Source organism: Micromonospora noduli (genome assembly GCF_003264365.1).
Lineage (GTDB): Bacteria > Actinomycetota > Actinomycetes > Mycobacteriales > Micromonosporaceae > Micromonospora > Micromonospora noduli.
The window spans coordinates 15,355-32,419 of record NZ_PYAK01000002.1; the positions used below are offsets into that span (position 1 = coordinate 15,355).

The window sequence follows — 17,065 nt, forward strand, 5'->3', positions numbered from 1 at the left end:
ACCTCACCGCCAGGTGCGTCACTGCCTGGGCTGCCCCACTGGAGCCCGGCGCGGCTCGCTACAGGTCAGCGCCAGCCGTAGCCGGCGCGCAACGCCTGCCCGACCCGGTCGAACCGGGGCCGGTCCAACACGGCGCCCTCCCGGCGGATGCTGTCCTCGCGCATGGTGAGCACCCGGTCCAGCCGGACCCAGCTCGGCCGGTTGTCGCGGTCCCACTCCCCCGGCCCGAGCGCGAACCAGTGCCGCTGCCCGTCCCGCTCGCTCTGGCTGGACAGCATCAGCCCGAACAGGGTCCGGCTGTGCCGCCCGACGACCAGCACCGGCCGGTCCTTGCCCTGGCGGGGGTCGTCCTCGTACGGCACCCACGTCCAGACGATCTCGCCCGGGTCGGCCTGACCGTCCCGCTCCGGAGCGTAGGTCAGCTCCCGACGCTGCAACGCGCTCACCTGACGGCGGCGGGCCACCTGCGCGGGCGCCGGCCCGGTACGCCGGGGCAACGGGATCACCGCACCGACCCGGGAGATACGCGCCGCGACATTCCTCAACAGACCAGCCACGGCGGGCAGCCTACCCGCCGCCGGAGCGGGCGGTACGACAGACTGGCCCGATGAACGAGCTGCCCCGTGACCTGCCGATCCTGGAGCGCCGCGCGGTGCGGGTCGTGGTCACCGACGGCACCGACCGGGTGTTGCTGTTCCACACCCGCGACCCGGACCACCCCCGGCTGGGCACCTGGTGGGAGCTGCCCGGCGGTGGCATGGACCCCGGTGAGACCTATCGCGACACGGCGGTGCGGGAGCTGCGGGAAGAGACCGGCATCGTGATCACCGCCGACCAGGTTGGTGCGCCGAACTGGCGGCGGCGGGCGAGCTTCCTGCACCGCCAGTTGCGGCACGTCCAGGACGAGGTTGTCGTCGCCGTACGGCTGGCCGGCCCTGGTCCAGACGTGGACGAGGCGCACCGGCTCGACTACGAGCGGGAGGACTACTTCGGCTTCCGCTGGTGGCCGTTGCCGGAGGTGGTGGCCAGTCGGGAACGGTTCTACCCCGGGCAGCTCCCCCGGCTGATCACCCCGTTTCTCGCCGGCACGGAGATCGACGAGCCGTTCGAGCTGTGGTCGTGAGCCGGGCCGGCGGGCAGAGTGGGGGTATGAGGACCGATCTGCACGGGCCGCTCTCCGCGTACGCCGCGCGGCTGCACGCCACGGCCGGCGACGGACACCACGTCGCCTCCCCGCTCGGCGCCTGGCTGCTGCTCGCGGTCACTGCCACGACGGCCGACCCGGCCACCGCGGAGGGAGGCACCGCGGAGCTTGCGCAGGCGCTGGGCACCGACCTGCCGAGCGCGGCCGAGGTGGCCCGAACACTGTTGGACGCGCCGCACCCGCTGGTCGGGTCCGCCACCGCGCTCTGGCACCGAGCGGGGCAGGGCGACGGCGGGCCGGCGGCGTGGCAGGCCGCGCTGCCCAGCACGACCGCTGTCGGCGCACTGCCCGATCAGGCCGGGTTGGACGCCTGGGCGCGCGAGCACACCCTCGGCCTGATCGAGAAGTTTCCCCTGAAGGTCGATTGGGACGTGGCGTTCATCCTGGCCAGCGCGTTGGCCACCCGGGTGTCCTGGGCGACCCCGTTCGACGTCGCCGACGCACGCGCGCTCGGCGCCAACAGCCCGTGGGCCGGTCGACTGCGGCGAGCGCTGCGCAGCCCGAGCCGGGGCCACCGCTGCGCCATCGTGTCCACCGCGCGGGCCGGTGATGTGATCGTGCACGCCGCACCCGCCCAGACGACCGACGGCGCGGGGCTGGTCGTCCTCTCGGTGGCCGCCGCGCCGCAGGTGCCACCGGCCGAGGTGCTGGCCATCGCGTACGACCTGAGCGCCGGCGCGGCCGACGGCGCGCCACCGGCGAGCAGCCGCTCGCTGTTCGACCTGCCGCTCGGTGAGACTCCGCTGTGGACGCTGACCGAGGAACGGGTACACACCTGGGCCCGCGATGGCCGCGAAGAGCGGCACAATGCCGTCCTGCCCTGCTGGTCCGCTCGGAACGACCATGACCTGACCGCCCCGGCGCTCGGCTTCGGGGCCGCGGTGACCACGCTCGCGACGGCGCTCGCGCTGCCGGTCGAGCGCTTCGAGGCACGGCAGACGGCGGTGGCCCGGTTCGACAGGTACGGCTTCGAGGCGGCGGCGGTGACCGGCATGGCCGGGGTGACCAGCATGCCGCCGGAGGGCGTCGCCCGCACCGCCGAGCTGCGCTTCGGCCACCCGTACGCGGTGGTGGCCGTCGCCACCGACGCCGGGGCCGACGGCACCACCGGCCCGTGGCACGGGGTGCCGGTCTTCTCCGCCTGGGTCGCCGAGCCTGAGGAGGTGTCCGAGGCATGAGTCATTTTGCGGAAGAGCAGGCCAGAGGAGCTGCCGGTGGCCGACGTCGCCGACGGGCGACCCAGGCCGAGGAGTCCTAGCCCGATCAGTCCTGCGAGTGGATCTCGCCGCGGCCGCCGGGTCAGGGCATGTAGGGGCCTGGAGGTGTGGGCGCGGCCCCACCTCCGCCGTCGCGCGGCAGTCGCGCGACCATCTCCCGGAACTCCCGTACCGTCATCGCCGTCCGCAACGTCGCGAAGACGGCGCCGGTTCCGGCCCGGGCGGTGGCCGGGTCCACCCCGGCACGCTGTTCCACCCGACGAAGGAACTCCGTCGGACCGGCCCCCATCGGGGTCGCGCCGGCACCGCCGACCTCCAGGCCCACCCCGCTGGTCAAGCCTTCGGCGCCGGCATCCGGGCCGACGGCCCCGGCCGGATCCGGGGCTGGGAGGGCCGTCCCGGCCGCATCCGAGGCAGGACCGGAGGCCCCGGCCGGATCCGGGGCCGGGCCGGTCAGGTAGCCGTCGACCTCGTTCGGAAGGTGCCCGACGAGGTCGCCGGGCGCGTCGCTGGTCACCCGCTCGGCCAACGTCTGGAGCACTGCGCGGGCGAGCACGGCGGCCTCCTCGGCCGGCAGGCCGGACCGTTGGGACACCGCGTCGATGAAGTACGGGAACCCGTCGCCGTCGGTCACGCTCGGCCGGTTACCCCTGGCCGGCCGCGACAAACTGCCGCTAGGCCAGCAGACCCTCGGCCAGCAGGTGGTCGAAGATGATCTGGTCGACCGGCGAGGTGCGGTGTCGGTCCGCGTACCCGAGCCAGGCCATCTCGGCGATCTCGCTGGCCGGGCGCAGTTGTCCTCGATAGCCGGCCCGGTAACAGGTCATCCGCACGCTGATGCCGGTCGTGTGACCGTGCGCCTGAGCGGTGAAGGTGCCCAGGTGCACGGCACCGGGCACGTCGACCTCGACGCTCAACTCCTCGTCGATCTCCCGACGCAGGGTCTCCAGGTCGGTTTCGCCCGGCTCGCGCTTTCCGCCCGGCAGGTACCAGACGTCCTTGCCCACCGACCGGGTGCTCAGCACCCGACCGTCCTCGACGAGGATCCAGGCCACCTTGTCGATCTCGCGCACGTTGCTCCTTACGGCCGCCGGGATCGGGGACGCTACCACCCGGCGGCGCGCTCAGTCGGCGAGCAGGTCGAGCAGCAGCGCGGCGGTCCAACTGAATGCCGGTGAGCCCAGACCGGCGCCGGTGTCCGGGTGGAAGTACTCGTGGCAGCCGGCCCCGGCGACCAGACCGATCATCGAGCGGCGCAGCCCGGCGGCCAGCTCCGGGTGCCCGTGCCCGAGCAGCCCACGCCGGACCAGCCAGCCGATGTTGAGCCAGCTCGGCCCACGCCAGTAACGCAGCGGCTCGAAGTCGGGTGCGGTGCGGTCGTAGGTGGGCAGCGGCCGGTCCATGAGACTGGCCACCCCGAAGCGCGCCGACCGGGCCTCGACGACCAGCGCGTCGGCCTGCCGGGTCGGCAGGTCGGGCAGGATCAGGGGGGTCAGCCCGAGCACGGTACGGGCGCTCACCAGGCGGTCAGTGCGCAGGTCACGGGGCTGGAACGTGCCGGTGTCCCTGTCGTACAACCGGCGCAGGAGAGCTTCGGTGATGCGGGCCGCGCGGGCCCGATGAGGCCCGGGGTCGTCGCCGACGAGCGCGGCGATCTCGGCGAGGGCGTGTTCGGCGGCCCCGAACGCCGCGTTGAACAGCGGGCACTCCACCAGGAACGGGTGCCCGGCGGCCAGGTCGCGGTCGGAGTAGCCGTGGTCGCGGTAGGCGGCGACGATCGCCAGGTAGCGCGCGTAGTCCAGGTCCGTGGGGCGGTGCGCGGCGTCGGCGTGCGTGGTGTCGTGCCGACGGTACGCCCGCATCACTGCCGCCTCGGCCGGCACCGCGGCCATCGGCTGGTCCCACGCCGGGCTGTTGTCCAACCCGGACTCCCACGGGTGCACGATGCAGACCAGCCCGTCACCGGCCACGTCCCGCCGGTCGGCAAGGTAGCGCTGTTGGGCGACCAGCGCGGGGTAGAGCCGGCGCAGCGCGGCCAGGGCGGTGGGGTCGGGCGCCCGCCGGTACGCCAGCAACGCGGCGAGCGCGTGCACCGGCGGCTGGACCAGGCCGGAGGTGGCCACCATCGGCGCGCCCGGCACGTCGGCCGAACGCCACATCTCCGGCCCCGGAAAGTACGCGCCGACCCGCAGCGCCGGGTTGAACACGATGTGCGGCACCCGTCCGTCCGCCCACTGCGCCCGGAACAGGCTGGCCAGCTCCCGCCAGGCGCGGTCGGGACGGACCTGGGCCAACCCGATCGCGATGAACGCGGAGTCCCAGCTCCACTGGTGCGGGTAGAGCGTGCGCGAGGGCACCGTGTGATCGTGCTCCCAGTTGGCGTCGAGCGTGTCGACAGCGAGTCGACGCAGCCCGGCCGCGTCAGCCGGGCCACCCGTGCCGGCGGCGTCGGCGCGCTTCGCTCCGGCGTCGGCGGCCACGCCGACGCTGGGCTCGGCGTCGGCGGGCGCACCAACGCTGGTCGGCTCGGCGTCGGCGGGCGCGCCGACGCTGGTCAGCCTCGCGTCGGCGCTCACGCGGCGGCCCGCCGGGGCAGCGCGTGTCGCAGCACGGTGGCGGCCTGTTGCAGGGCCCGGACCGGGTCGCCGCGGAGCCGGCACTCCAGTGCCAGCCAGCCCCGGTAGTCCAGCTCCAGCAGGGTCCGCACCAGCGCCGGCCAGTCCAGGTGCCCGGCGCCGGGCTGGTAGCGGTTGGAGTCGCTGACCTGCACGTGCCCGAGATACGGCGCGGCGGCGCGCAGCGCGCGGTGCACGTCGTCCTCCTCGATGTTCATGTGGAAGGTGTCGGCGACCACCCGGACCGACGGCAACCCGAGCGCGGCGCAGAGCGCCACCGCCTCGTCGAGACGGTTGACCATGTGGTCCTCGTACCGGTTGAGGGGTTCCAGGAAGAGGGTGACCCCCTCGGCCCGGGCGTGTTCGCCCAGCTCGCCGAGGGCGTCGAGGAGCACCTGCCGGTCGCCGTCCGGGGCCCGGGGCGGATCGAACGGCGGCAGTCGTCGGGAGAACATCCCCCAGGCGGCCGGGGTCATCACCCCGACGCCGCCCAGTTCGGCGATCACCGAGAGTTGGGAGCGCAGGTTACGGACGGCGTCGGCGGACCGGGCGGGGTCGAAGTCGCCGATGAAGTGGTCCATCTCGACGCAGACGGTGGGCATCACCACCCCGGCGGCGCGGGCCCGGCGCAGCTCGGGCAGCCGGCGGGCGAACGCCAGGTCGCCCCGGCCGCGCAGCTCGATGCCCTGGTAGCCGAGGGCGGCCGCGAGGGCGTACTTCTGGATCAGGTTGGTGCCCGGCAGGAGTTGTTCCTGACAGGCCAGCGCGATGGTGGTCATGAGAACCTCAGCACGACTTGGAGGACGTCACCGGCGCCGCGGTCGAGCAGCGCGAGGGCGTCGGCGACCGCGCTGGCGTCGACGATGTGGCTGACCAGTGGCAGCGGGTCGACGCTGCGGTCGGCCACCAGGTCCATGAAGGTCTGCGCGACCCGGTCTCCGGTCCACCGGCCGGCCATGCTCGGCGCGGGGGTGGGCCCGGAGACCTGGGCGGCCACCAACTGGATGCGGTTGTGGTGGAACTCCTCGCCGAGGCCGAGCGCGTCGGCCTGGCCCTGGTAGAAGCCGGCGGCCACGACCCGGCCGGCGTGGGCGGTGGAGCGGATCGCCTCGTGCAGCGCCGGGTACGCGCCGGACAACTCCAGACAGACGTCGGCCCCCCGACCGCCGGTTGCCTGGCGCAGCACGGCCGCGGCGGAGGTGACAGTGGCGTCCACGGTGGAGTACGCGCCGTACCGGGCGGCGTACTCCAGCCGGTCGGGAACCGGGTCGACGGCCACCACCCGGGCCCCGGAGAGCACCGCGAGCCGGGTGGCGAGCAGCCCGATGACGCCCTGGCCGAAGACGCCGACCCAGTCGCCGAGGTGCAGGTCACCGGCGAGCACGGCGGTCAGCGCGATGGCGCCGGGGCGGGCGAAGACCGCGGCGAGCGGATCCAGCCCGGTGGGGAGCGCGCGGACCGCGTCGGCGGCGAGCACGGCCTCGGCCCGGTGCCCCCAGATGCCCCAGACGAGCTGCCCCGGATGCCGGTCGGTGACCTCCGGCGCGACCTCGATGACCTCCCCGACCTCTTCGTAGCCGAAGCCGATCAACGGGTAGGGCACCGGCGTCTGTCGGGGGACGAACATCCGGGCGGCGTCGTCCCAGTCCTTGCTGAGCCGGGGATTGCTGCCCCGGTAGAGGGTCAGCTCGGTGCCGGCGGAGATGCCCGAGTAACAGGTGCGGACTCGGACCTGGCCGGGGCCGAGCGGATCCGGCGGGCAGGGCTCGAGGCTGATCCGTCGAGGCCCGGCGAGAGAGACCACCCAGTTGCCCATGTGTCACATCCCGGTAGCACTGGGCTCCAGGATAGCAAAAAATCGCGATATGTCTTGCTATTGATCAATCGAAGGTGTTGGATCCTTGATGTACCCTTCGAGAGGAGTGCCATCGATGTCTGCACCTCCGAGGCGGATACTCGCCACCACCCTGATCCTGGCACTGACCACGTCCACCCTGCTGGCCTGCGGCGACGACGAACCAGACAGCAACAGCAAGAAGATCACCGTCTGGAGCCTGGAAGACGTGGCCGACCGGGTCACCGCCACCAAGGCGATCATCGCCGACTTCACCGCCAAGACCGGGATCCAGGTCGATCTCGTGACCGTCAACGAGGACCAGTTCCCCTCCCTGATCGCCGCCAACGCCGCCGCCGGCGACCTGCCCGACGTGGTCGGGTCGGTCTCCCTCGCCGGCATCCGTACGCTCGCCGGCAACGAGCTGCTGCACACCTCGGCGAACGCGGAGGTCGTCGACAAGCTGGGCAAGCAGACGTTCTCCCCGCGAGCGCTGGAGCTCACCTCCGACGACGGCAAACAGCTGTCCGTGCCCAGCGACGGCTGGGGGCAACTGCTCGTCTACCGCAAGGACCTGTTCGCCGCGGCCGGTCTGCCCGCCCCCGACACGTACGAGCGGATCACCGCCGCCGCGGCCCGACTGAACACCGGCGGCGTCGCCGGCATCACCGCGGCGACCGCCCCCAGCGACGTGTTCACCCAGCAGACCTTCGAGCACCTGGCGTTGGCCAACGGCTGCCAGCTCACCGACGACTCGGGGAAGGTGACACTGGATTCGCCCCAGTGCGTCGAGGCGTTCCGCTTCTACGGTGACCTGATCCGCACCAGCTCGGTGAAGGGCGCGCAGGACGTGGACACCACCCGGGCCACCTACTTCGCGGGCAAGGCCGCCATGGTGATCTGGTCGCCGTTCATCCTCGACGAGCTGGCCGGGCTGCGCAACGACGCCAAGCCGACCTGCCCGCAGTGCCAGGCGGACCCGGCGTTTCTGGCCAAGAACAGCGGGTTCGTCACCGCGATCAAGGGCCCCAACGGCGCCGAACCGGCCCAGTACGGCGAGATCAGCTCGTGGGCGGTTCTCGACGGCGCGGTGAGCGACCCGGCGAAGTCCTTCGTGGAGTACATGCTCGGTGACGGCTACCCGCGCTGGTTCGGCATGTCGCCCGAGGGCCGCTTCCCGGTGCGCAAGGGCACCCCCGCCGAGCCGGAGGCGTACCTGACCGCCTGGAACACCAGCCAGGCGGGCGTGGACGCGAAGAAGCCCCTCACCGACGTGTACGGCGACGAGGTGCTGGCCACGCTGCGCCGCAGCCCGGACACCTTCGGGCGCTGGGGCCTCAGTCAGGGGCAGGGCAAACTCGTCGGCGCCATGCTCGGCGAGTTGCCGGTGCCCAAGGTCCTGGGCGACCTCGTCTCCGGCAAGTCCGACGCGGCGGCCACCGCCGACCGCGCCACGAAGGACGTGGACGCCATCAAGGCGGGCGTCAATTGACCACCACCGCGCCCGGCCCCGGCCGCTCCCCCACCAGGGAGCGGCCGGCACCACCCCGGCGCCGACCGTTGACCCTGCGCCGCCGCGAGTCCCGGGCCGGGCTCGCGCTGGTCGCACCGACCCTGCTCGTCACCATCGCGGTCATCGGCATCCCGATCGTGTGGACAGTGGTGCTCGCCTTCCAGCGGGTCCGGCTGGCCACGCTGCGCAAGACCGGCCTGTTCGGCGAGTTCACCATGGACAACATCGACCGGGTGCTGCACACCCCCGGCTTCGCCGAGACGCTGTGGGTCACGCTGATCTACAGCATCGGCGGCACCGTCGGGTCGATCCTGCTCGGCCTGGTGGCCGCACTGGTCGTCCGCCGGCCGTTCCGGGGTCGCACCCTGGTCCGGGCGTCCATGCTGCTGCCGTACGTGGCACCGGTGGTCGCCGTGACGTTCGTCTGGCAGGTGATGCTCGACCCCCAGCTCGGCATCGTCAACGCGTGGGGTCAACGCCTGCTCGGCTGGGACGCCCCGGTGCCGTTCCTCACCCAGGAGTCGACGGCGCTGGCCACGGTGATCGTCTTCGAGGCGTGGCGGTACTTCCCGTTCGCCTTCCTGTTCCTGCTGGCCCGGCTTCAGGCGGTGCCCGGCGAGTTGGAGGAGGCCGCCCGGGTCGACGGCGCCACCCCCACCCAGCGCTTCCGGCACATCCTGCTGCCGCAACTGCTGCCGGTGATCGCCCTGCTGGGCGTGCTGCGCTTCATCATGACGTTCAACAAGTTCGACGACGTCTACCTGCTCACCGGTGGTGCGGCCGGCACCGAGGTGGTCAGCGTGAGGGTGTACGAGTTCCTCACCGCCCGTACCGACATCGGGGCCGCGGCCGCGCAGGCGGTCGTGCTGGCCGTCGTACTCATCGTGTTCGTGCTGATCTATCTGCGCTTCTTCGGACGGAGGGTGAGCTGATGGACCGGGACGTGGTCGAGACGGTGAGCCTGCGTTGGCTGCGCCGCCTGGTGATCGCCGTGTTCCTGGTGATCACGGTCTTCCCCTTCTACTACATGCTGGTGCTCTCGGTGCGCCCCATCGAGCGGCTGCTGCTCGACCCCGGGGCGCTGGTGGTCGGCTTCGGTGAGCTGACAGTGGCCACGTACGCGGAGGTGCTCAAGGCCACCGACGACGGCGGCCAGGGTTTCCTCACCTTCATCCGCAACAGCGGGCTGGTCGCCGTCGCGGCGACCGTGCTCACTCTGCTGGTCGCGATCCCCGGCGCGTACGCGGTGGCCCGGCTGCGGTTCTTCGGCCGGAGGCAGGTGGACTTCCTGTTCCTGGCGGTCTACCTGTTCCCGTCGATCGTCATCGCGATCCCGCTGTTCGTGGTCTTCACCCGGGCCGGGCTGCGCGGCTCGTTGTTCGGTCTGGTGCTGGTCTACATCTCGCAGACGTTGCCGGTGTCGGTCTACATGCTGAAGAACTACTTCGAGACCATCCCGGTCAGTCTGGAGGAGTCCGCCGCCATCGACGGCGCCGGCCGGCTCGGCATCATCCGCCGTGTCAGCCTGCCCCTGGCGATGCCGTCGATCATGGCGGTCGCGCTCTACGACTTCATGATCGCCTGGAACGAGTTCCTCTTCGCCCTGCTGTTCCTGGTCGACAAACCCAACCGGTGGACGGTGTCACTCGGGTTGTCCCTGCTCGCCGACGGGGTGGAGGTCCCCAAGACGGTGCTGATGGCCGGGTCGGTCGTGCTCACCCTGCCCATCGTGATCCTCTTCTTCGCCAGCGAACGGCTGCTCACCGAGGGGCTGACCAGCGGCGCGGAGAAGGGATGATCGTCTCGTCCGGGTCGCCCGCCAGGCCCCCACCAACCCGGATACGGTGGCCTCATGGCCAACCCGACCCGCTGGGCGACCGACACCGGTCCTGAGCACTCACAGTGGTATATCGACCGGTTCCGCAAGCTCGTGGCCGAGGGCGCGGACCTGGCCGGCGAGGCCCGACTGGTGGACGCCCTCGTCGCGCCCGGCTCCCGCATTCTCGACGCCGGCAGCGGCACCGGCCGCGTCGGTGCCGCGCTGGCCGAGCGCGGGCACACGGTGGTCGGGGTGGACGCCGACCCCGCGCTGGTGGATGCCGCCCGCGCCGACTATCCCGGCCCGACGTGGCTGGTCGCCGACCTCGCCGAGCTGGATCTACCGGCGCTGGGTGAGGCGGAACCGTTCGACGCGGCGGTGCTGGCCGGCAACGTGCTCGCCTTCGTCGCCGTCGGCACCGAACCGGAAGTGCTGCGCCGGGTGGCAGCGCACCTGCGACCCGATGGCGTGCTGACAGTGGGCTTCGGCACTGAGCGCGGCTACCCGCTGACCGCGTTCGACGCCGACGCGGTGGCCGCCGGTCTGCGCGTGGAGCAGCGCTTCGCCACCTGGGACCTGCGCCCGTGGCGCGACGACGCCCCGTTCGCGGTCACCGTCCTGCGCCGCCCGGCCGACTGAGCACCGCGTTGCTTCCCGGCGATCAAGAGCTTTGCGTCAGGCTCGCGCCACGTTCTGACGCAAACCTCTTGATCACCGCCGGCACGCCTCACCGCCGGCAGGCGGGTCGCCCTCAGTCCGGGGCGGCGACGGCGCGGGCGGCGGCCGGGTCGAGGGTGGCGCCGGCAGGCACCAGGCTGACCAGCCCGGCCGGTAGACGCACCGGCCGCACGTCGCGGTAGCCCAGCATCGGGAGCACCTCCCGGTCGGCCAGCACGTACCGTCGGCCCAGGTCCGTGACCACGGAGACTGCGCCGCCGGTCGCGCCGGGCGCCGCGGCGGCCTCGACCACCGCGCCGCGGCCCGGCTCCACCACCACGTGGTCGGCCAGCACCGCTCCGCCGGTCGGCGCGGTGCGGGGCACGGCCGTCAGGTCCCGCAGCGGTACGCCCCAGCGCACCTCACCAACCCCGCCGTCGTCGCCGATGCGGGTGCAGAGCGCCCCGCCGTCGCCGGCCGCGAGCCGGGGCGGCGTCGGTGGCGGGGCGTTCGGGCCGGTCGGGGCGAGGTCGGGCACCGTGGGCAGCGCGGCGAACCGGCCCAACGTCATCGGCACCGGCTCGACCTGCCCGGTGCGGGCCAGCAACAGCCCCGCCTGCAACTCGGTGATGCCGGCCAGGCCGGCGTCGAGCGCCACCGCGTACTGTCTGCCGCCACCGGAGTTGCTCACCAGATAGACAGTGCCGATCGCCGCACCCGGCACCCGGGTGGCGGGCCGACCCAGCGCGGGCAGGTCGAGTGGGGCGAGGTCGGTGCCGGCGGGCAGCGAGTTGAGCAGTGCCGGCGCCACCCGGACCGCCTGGGCCCGGGTGGTGGCGAGCGCCGCCAGCACCCGGCTCGGATCACGGACGAGGTAGCGGCGCTGGTGCCAGACCAGGTGCAGCCCGCCGTCGGGGTGGCGCAGCAGCAGCGCGTCATCGCCCAACGGTCGACCGCCGTCGGGCTCGGTGCCGATCAGCAACGCGGAGCGGGGCGCCTCGACGCCCGTACCGGCCGGGACCGTCGAGCAGACCGTCCACGCCGTGGCGGCCAGCCGGCCCGGGGCGGGCAGCGAGTCGGGTGCGTCGGCGATGCCCAACGGCAGCCCGCGCGGCACCCCGTCGATCGTGCGTCGGGACACCAAGACGGTCTTCGAGCGGTCCGCACCGACGATGAGCAGCGCCGAGGCGTAGTTGAGCACCGGGTGCAGCTTCTGCTCGCGGTAGACGAACCGGGCGCCGGACTCCTTCTCCACGATCACCGCGCCCGGGTCACGCCACCCCTTCCCGCCGCCGGCGAACAGGCCGTAGAGGGCGAAACCGCCGAGCCCGATCGCCGCGACCAGGACGCTGGCCAGACCGGCGCCGGCCAGCCGCCGAAACGGCGACTGCGCGGGGTCGGTCTCCCGCATGACCAGGGCGGCGACTGCCCGTTGGACGCTGAACTGGTAGGAGTGCAGCTGGTCCTGCCGCGACGGCATGAGTCCCCTCCGGTGGATCGGCCGGGCACAGGATATGCGCTGCGTCGATGTCCCGTGGACCCTGCGTGGCCGCCCGTCGCGGGGCAACCGGTACCATCCGTGGACGAATCCGGCGGCGAGAGGGCACCCGTGGGCGCGCGTTTCGAAGAGCTGGCCTGGCGGGAGACCCCGATCGGCGCGATCAGCCTGCGCCGACGCCGGGACCCGGCACTCCAGGTCGAGGTGTACGAGGTCAAGCTCGACGACGAGTACCTGATGTCCAGCCTCTTCCCGGTCGCGGAGATCGAGCTGGCCCGGCTCGGCCTCGCCGAGGTGGCCGGTGACTCGCTCGACGTGGTGGTCGGCGGTCTCGGGCTGGGCTACACCGCCTGCGCGGCGCTGGGCGACCCCCGGGTGCGCTCACTGTTCGTGGTGGAGGCGATCGAGGACGTGATCGACTGGCACCAACGAGGGCTGCTGCCGTTCGCAGCGGGGCTCGCCGAGGACCCCCGGACCCGCTTCGTGCAGGCCGACTTCTTCGCGGCGGTGGCCGGTGACACCGGCTTCGACACCGAGGTGCCCGGCCGGCGGTTCGACGCGGTGCTGCTCGACGTCGACCACTCCCCGCGTAACGTCCTGCACCCCAGCCACGCGGCGTTCTACCCGCCGGCCGGGTTGCGTCGCCTGGCCGCCCTGCTGCGCCCCGAGGGCGTCTTCGCGCTCTGGTCGGACGACCCGCCGGACGCCGAGTTCACCGCCGCGCTCACCGAGGTGTTCGCGAGCGTACGCGCGCATGTCGTGCCGTTCGCCAACCCGCTGACAGGCGGGGAGTCGGCCAACACCGTCTACGTGGCGCGTACCGGCCCCTGATCGACTCCGGCAGGCCGATCGCGCATGGTGTCGGCCGGACGGGGAACGAGGAGCCGGGCCGGCCGCACCAGGCGCGGCCGGTTACGGGAGGTCGACATGCGTGCACTGCTCTGGGTTGTCGGCGTGGTCGCCGGCGTGCTGATCCTGCTCGGGTTGATTCTCGAGGCGGCCCGCTGGCTGATCATCATCGGTGTGATCGCGCTGGTGATCGTGATCGTCTGGGGCGTCGTCAAGGGGCGGCAGGCAATGAACCACCAATCCCGCCGACGGTGACGGGCGGCGGGGCCGGTCAGAACCAGTCCGGGCGCATGTCGAGCGTGGTTCGGTCCCGGCTCTCCAACAGGTCGAACTGCGGGCCGGTCCGGGGCAACTCGACGGTGAAGAAGTAGCGGGCGGCCTGCCGCTTGCCGGCGTGGAACGCGTCGCCGGCGCTCTCCGCCGGGAGCGCCAGCACCTGCTCCAACCACATCCACGCGATCACCACGTGCCCGACGGCCTCCAGGTAGGCGCTGGCGTTGGCCAGCGCGAGCACCGGGTCACCGTCGGCCCACAGTCGACGGGTGACAGCGGTGACCCGGTCCACCGCGGCGGCCAGCCGGTCGGCGAACTCGGACGCCTCTCCCCCGACCTTGCGGGCCCGCTCGACCGTGTCACCGATCGTCGTGGTCAGCAGGGTGAGACCAGCGCCACCCTGCATGATCATCTTGCGCCCCAGCAGATCCAGTGCCTGGATGCCGTGGGTGCCCTCGTGGATCGGGTTGAGCCGGTTGTCCCGGTAGTGCTGCTCCACGTCGTGGTCGCGGGTGTAGCCGGCACCTCCGAGCACCTGGATCGCCAGGTCGTTGGCGGCGAGGCACCACTGCGACGGCCAACTCTTCGTGATCGGCGTGAGCACGTCCAGCAGCAGGTGCGCGCGCTCGCGGTCGGTCTCGGCCGGTGCGGTCTTCTGCTCGTCGAGCAACCGCGCGCAGTAGAGCACCAGCGCCAGTGCCCCCTCCACGTAGCTCTTCTGAGCCAGCAGCATCCGTCGTACGTCGGGGTGGTCGATGATCGGCACCTGCGCGGCGGCCGGGTCCTTCGCGCCGACCGGCCGGCCCTGCGGCCTCTCCTTCGCGTACGCCAGGCTCTTGAGATAGCCGGTGTAACCCAGCGCGGTGGCGCCCGCCCCGACCCCGATCCGGGCCTCGTTCATCATGTGGAACATCTGCGCCAGGCCCTGATGCGGCGCGCCGACCAGGTGACCGACCGCTCCGGCGCGGCCGGCCGGGGTGTGCGCGCCGTCGCCGAAGCTGAGCAGGGTGTTCGTGGTGCCCCGGAACCCCATCTTGTGGTTGAGCCCGGCCAACGCCACGTCGTTGCGCTCGCCGAGCGACCCGTCCGGGCCGACCAGCACCTTCGGCACGATGAACAGCGAGATGCCCTTGACCCCGGGCGGCGCGCCCGGAATGCGCGCCAGCACCAGGTGGACGATGTTCTCGGCCAACTCGTGGTCGCCACCGGAGATCCACATCTTGGTGCCGAAGAGCCGGTACATGCCGTCCGCCTGCGGCTCTGCGCGGGTGGTGATGTCGGCCAGCGAGCTGCCGGCGTGCGGCTCGGACAGGCACATGGTGCCGAAGAACCGGCCGTCCAGCATGGGCCGGACGTAGGTGTCCACCTGCTCGGGGCTGCCGTGCGCCAGCAGCAGGTTGGCGTTGCCCAGGGTGAGGAACGGGTAGGCCGAGGTGGCCACGTTGGCGGCCTGGAACCAGGTGAAGCAGGCGGCCGCGACGGCGTGCGGCAGTTGCAGGCCACCGACAGTGGCGTCCAGCCCGGCGGTGAGCAGGCCCGTCTCGGCGAAACTGTCCAACGCCGCGCGGACCTGCGGGATCAGCCGCACCCGCTGCCCGTCGAAGGTGGGCTCGGCCAGGTCGGCGGCGCGGTTGTGCGGGGCGAACTGCTCGGTGGCCACCCGCTCGGCGAGATCCAGGGCGTCGTCGAAGGTCTCCCGCGAGTGCTCGGCGTAGCGGGGGCGCTCGACGAGCTCGGACACCCGCAGCCACTCGTGCAGCAGGAAGTCGAGGTCACGGCGGGAGAGCAGGGTTGACGGCACGGCACTCCTCAGCGGGCACGGGGTCGGGCCGGGGCGACGGCCCACTGCCGCCCCGCCCATCCTCGCGGATCGGCAGGGCGGGCACCACCGGCCCGGGCGGCGTTCGAGGAGCGGAACTTGTCACACCGACCGGTTAGCGTCGTTGTCCGTGACCGCACCCGGAGACGTCCCGCCCGAGGTCCTCGACCGGCTGCGGCCGATCTGTCTCGGGCTGCCGGAGACCTACGAGGAGCCCGCCTGGGTGGGCATCCGCTGGCGGATCCGCAAGCGGACCATCGCCCATGTGCTCACCGTCGACCCCGATCGCCAGCCGGTGCACGCGCGGGCTGCCGCAGTCGACCAGCCCGCCTGCCTGCTGACCTTCCGGTCGCCACTCGACGAGATCGCCGGGCTCCTCGCCACGGGGCACCCCTTCTACAAACCGGACTGGAGCCCGAACGTGATGGGCATGGTCCTGGACGGAAACACCGACTGGGAGGAGGTGGGTGAGCTGCTCACCGAGAGCTACTGCGTCATGGCCCCGAAGCGGCTCGCCGCCCGGGTCGGCCCCCCGGCACCGCCGATTGACTGAGCGCCGAGGGCACCCTGCCGCCGGTTGAGCGCCGGCGGGTCCTGCGACCGGCGGTTTCGGCCGGCACGCTCCGGGGATACCGCGCCGGACGGCCGTAGCCGTCGGTTACCGGCTGAAGCCGAGGCGCCGCCGGGCGGGTGAGGAGCAGGTCGATGTCGTCGCTGCCCACCGAGGAGGATCACCGGTTGACGCCGGTGTTCCAGGAAGACCGGGTGTGCACGGGCGTGACCACAGTGCGCGGGCGGGTGTTCCTGAGCTACCCGTCGGCGGATCGGCCCGGCGTGCAGGTGGTGGAGGCGCTGCCGGACGGCCGTCGTGTCCCCTACCCCGACGCCGCGTGGAACCGCGCCGACCAGCCGCCGAGCGGGGCGTTCGTGCACGTCAACGGGCTGCGCGCCGGCCCGGATGGTCGGTTGTGGATCGTCGACTCGGGTTCGCCGCGGATTGGCGGCGCGCAGGTGCCGGGCGGTGCTCGGCTGATCGCGGTCGATCCGGACGACGACCGGGTGGAGCGGGTCTACCACCTCGACGAGGCGGTGCACCCGGGCAGCTACGTCGACGACGTCCGATTCAACGGCCGGGTGGCGTATTTCAGCGACGCCGGGGCGGCTGGCCTCATCGTGCTCGACCTCGACTCCGGTCGGGCGAGACGGGTGCTGGACGGGCATCCGAGCACGGCGGGCGGCCCGGTGGTCGCCGACGGTCGGGCGCTGCGTGACCCGGACGGCACCGAGGTACGCCTGCACGCGGACCAGCTGGAGGTGTCACCGGAAGGTCGCTGGCTCTACTACCAGCCGGCCTCCGGCGGGATGTCCCGGATCGCCGCCCGCTGGTTGGACGACCCGTCGGTGCCCGCCGACGAGCTGGCCCGGAGGGTCGAACGCTGGTGTGACACACCCAGCACCGGCGGCACGGCCATCGACGCCGCCGGCAGCATCTACCTCAGCGACCTGGAACGACGGCGCGTCCTCGTCCTCGCACCCGACGGCGGCCTACGGACGCTCGTCGCCGACCCCCGACTGGCCTGGGTGGACGCGATGTGGCTCGACGCCGATGCCCGGCTGTGGATGCCGGCGGCCCAGCTGCACCTGACCGCCGGGCTCAACGGCGGGGTCTCGACCGTCGAATACCCGGTCCAGATCTACCGGATGCCCGTCGGGATCGGGCCGCCCGCCCGGGACCACGCCTGAGTGCTCAATCCGGCAGCCGCCGGA

At 72.6% G+C, this 17,065-nt stretch carries 18 protein-coding genes; 10 read left to right on the top strand and 8 right to left on the bottom strand.

Annotated features, from left to right (window positions below):
- Nucleotides 1-65: 65 nt before the first annotated feature.
- The gene (locus GUI43_RS01605; protein WP_112697678.1) at nt 66-557 is read right to left on the bottom strand and encodes a type II toxin-antitoxin system PemK/MazF family toxin; all 492 of its coding nucleotides are present in this window, start codon (nt 555-557) and stop codon (nt 66-68) included.
- 50 nt (nt 558-607) lie between these two features.
- On the opposite strand from GUI43_RS01605, the gene GUI43_RS01610 reads away from it, so the two are divergent.
- Together GUI43_RS01610 and GUI43_RS01615 are read left to right on the top strand one after the other, a co-directional pair.
- Nucleotides 608-1,123: an NUDIX hydrolase gene (locus GUI43_RS01610; RefSeq protein WP_112697680.1), complete on the top strand. Its 516-nt coding sequence runs from the start codon at nt 608-610 to the stop codon at nt 1,121-1,123.
- Between the two features lie 26 nt (nt 1,124-1,149).
- Nucleotides 1,150-2,382, top strand: coding sequence for a hypothetical protein (locus GUI43_RS01615; RefSeq protein ID WP_112589700.1), 1,233 nt, complete (start codon nt 1,150-1,152; stop codon nt 2,380-2,382).
- A gap of 121 nt (nt 2,383-2,503) precedes the next feature.
- On the opposite strand, the gene GUI43_RS01620 is transcribed toward GUI43_RS01615, so the two are convergent.
- From GUI43_RS01620 to GUI43_RS01640, 5 genes are all read right to left on the bottom strand, one after another.
- The gene (locus GUI43_RS01620; RefSeq protein ID WP_112589702.1) at nt 2,504-3,055 is read right to left on the bottom strand and encodes a DUF2267 domain-containing protein; all 552 of its coding nucleotides are present in this window, start codon (nt 3,053-3,055) and stop codon (nt 2,504-2,506) included.
- A 40-nt stretch (nt 3,056-3,095) separates the two neighbouring features.
- Entirely contained in the window at nt 3,096-3,494 is a 399-nt protein-coding gene (locus GUI43_RS01625) for an NUDIX hydrolase (RefSeq protein WP_112589704.1), read from the bottom strand.
- Between the two features lie 51 nt (nt 3,495-3,545).
- Entirely contained in the window at nt 3,546-4,901 is a 1,356-nt protein-coding gene (locus tag GUI43_RS01630) for an MGH1-like glycoside hydrolase domain-containing protein (protein WP_112697930.1), read from the bottom strand.
- A gap of 92 nt (nt 4,902-4,993) precedes the next feature.
- Nucleotides 4,994-5,815 (bottom strand): sugar phosphate isomerase/epimerase family protein, encoded by an 822-nt coding sequence (locus GUI43_RS01635; RefSeq protein WP_112697682.1) that lies wholly within the window; start codon nt 5,813-5,815, stop codon nt 4,994-4,996.
- Entirely contained in the window at nt 5,812-6,852 is a 1,041-nt protein-coding gene (locus tag GUI43_RS01640) for a zinc-dependent alcohol dehydrogenase (RefSeq protein WP_112589710.1), read from the bottom strand. Before GUI43_RS01640 ends, GUI43_RS01635 begins: the two co-directional genes overlap by 4 nt.
- Nucleotides 6,853-6,967: 115 nt before the next feature.
- On the opposite strand from GUI43_RS01640, the gene GUI43_RS01645 reads away from it, so the two are divergent.
- Genes GUI43_RS01645 through GUI43_RS01660 form a run of 4 tightly spaced genes read left to right on the top strand, consistent with a single transcriptional unit; the run spans nt 6,968 to nt 10,841 of the window.
- Nucleotides 6,968-8,362 (top strand): ABC transporter substrate-binding protein, encoded by a 1,395-nt coding sequence (locus tag GUI43_RS01645; protein ID WP_112589712.1) that lies wholly within the window; start codon nt 6,968-6,970, stop codon nt 8,360-8,362.
- Nucleotides 8,359-9,315 carry a carbohydrate ABC transporter permease gene (locus GUI43_RS01650; RefSeq protein WP_091406737.1) on the top strand — a complete coding sequence of 319 codons (957 nt, stop codon included), beginning with the start codon at nt 8,359-8,361 and terminating at the stop codon, nt 9,313-9,315. Before GUI43_RS01645 ends, GUI43_RS01650 begins: the two co-directional genes overlap by 4 nt.
- Entirely contained in the window at nt 9,315-10,181 is an 867-nt protein-coding gene (locus GUI43_RS01655) for a carbohydrate ABC transporter permease (RefSeq protein WP_091406739.1), read from the top strand. Before GUI43_RS01650 ends, GUI43_RS01655 begins: the two co-directional genes overlap by 1 nt.
- A gap of 54 nt (nt 10,182-10,235) precedes the next feature.
- Nucleotides 10,236-10,841 (top strand): class I SAM-dependent methyltransferase, encoded by a 606-nt coding sequence (locus GUI43_RS01660; RefSeq protein ID WP_112602530.1) that lies wholly within the window; start codon nt 10,236-10,238, stop codon nt 10,839-10,841.
- Between the two features lie 112 nt (nt 10,842-10,953).
- On the opposite strand, the gene eccB is transcribed toward GUI43_RS01660, so the two are convergent.
- Entirely contained in the window at nt 10,954-12,339 is a 1,386-nt protein-coding gene (gene eccB / locus GUI43_RS01665; protein WP_112697684.1) for a type VII secretion protein EccB, read from the bottom strand.
- A 129-nt stretch (nt 12,340-12,468) separates the two neighbouring features.
- Here eccB and GUI43_RS01670 point away from each other — a divergent pair, with 129 nt between their 5' ends.
- Nucleotides 12,469-13,188 carry a polyamine aminopropyltransferase gene (locus GUI43_RS01670; protein WP_112697686.1) on the top strand — a complete coding sequence of 240 codons (720 nt, stop codon included), beginning with the start codon at nt 12,469-12,471 and terminating at the stop codon, nt 13,186-13,188.
- 96 nt (nt 13,189-13,284) lie between these two features.
- Nucleotides 13,285-13,461, top strand: a complete 177-nt coding sequence (locus GUI43_RS33655) for a hypothetical protein (protein ID WP_167457781.1) — start codon at nt 13,285-13,287, stop codon at nt 13,459-13,461.
- A gap of 16 nt (nt 13,462-13,477) precedes the next feature.
- On the opposite strand, the gene GUI43_RS01675 is transcribed toward GUI43_RS33655, so the two are convergent.
- Entirely contained in the window at nt 13,478-15,280 is a 1,803-nt protein-coding gene (locus tag GUI43_RS01675) for an acyl-CoA dehydrogenase (protein ID WP_112697687.1), read from the bottom strand.
- Between the two features lie 148 nt (nt 15,281-15,428).
- Between GUI43_RS01675 and GUI43_RS01680 the strand changes: the two genes are divergently transcribed.
- Both GUI43_RS01680 and GUI43_RS01685 read left to right on the top strand, forming a co-directional pair.
- Nucleotides 15,429-15,851, top strand: coding sequence for an MmcQ/YjbR family DNA-binding protein (locus tag GUI43_RS01680; RefSeq protein WP_112697689.1), 423 nt, complete (start codon nt 15,429-15,431; stop codon nt 15,849-15,851).
- 152 nt (nt 15,852-16,003) lie between these two features.
- Complete coding sequence (locus tag GUI43_RS01685) at nt 16,004-17,041, top strand: SMP-30/gluconolactonase/LRE family protein (protein ID WP_112697691.1); 1,038 nt, start codon at nt 16,004-16,006, stop codon at nt 17,039-17,041.
- Nucleotides 17,042-17,065: the final 24 nt, after the last annotated feature.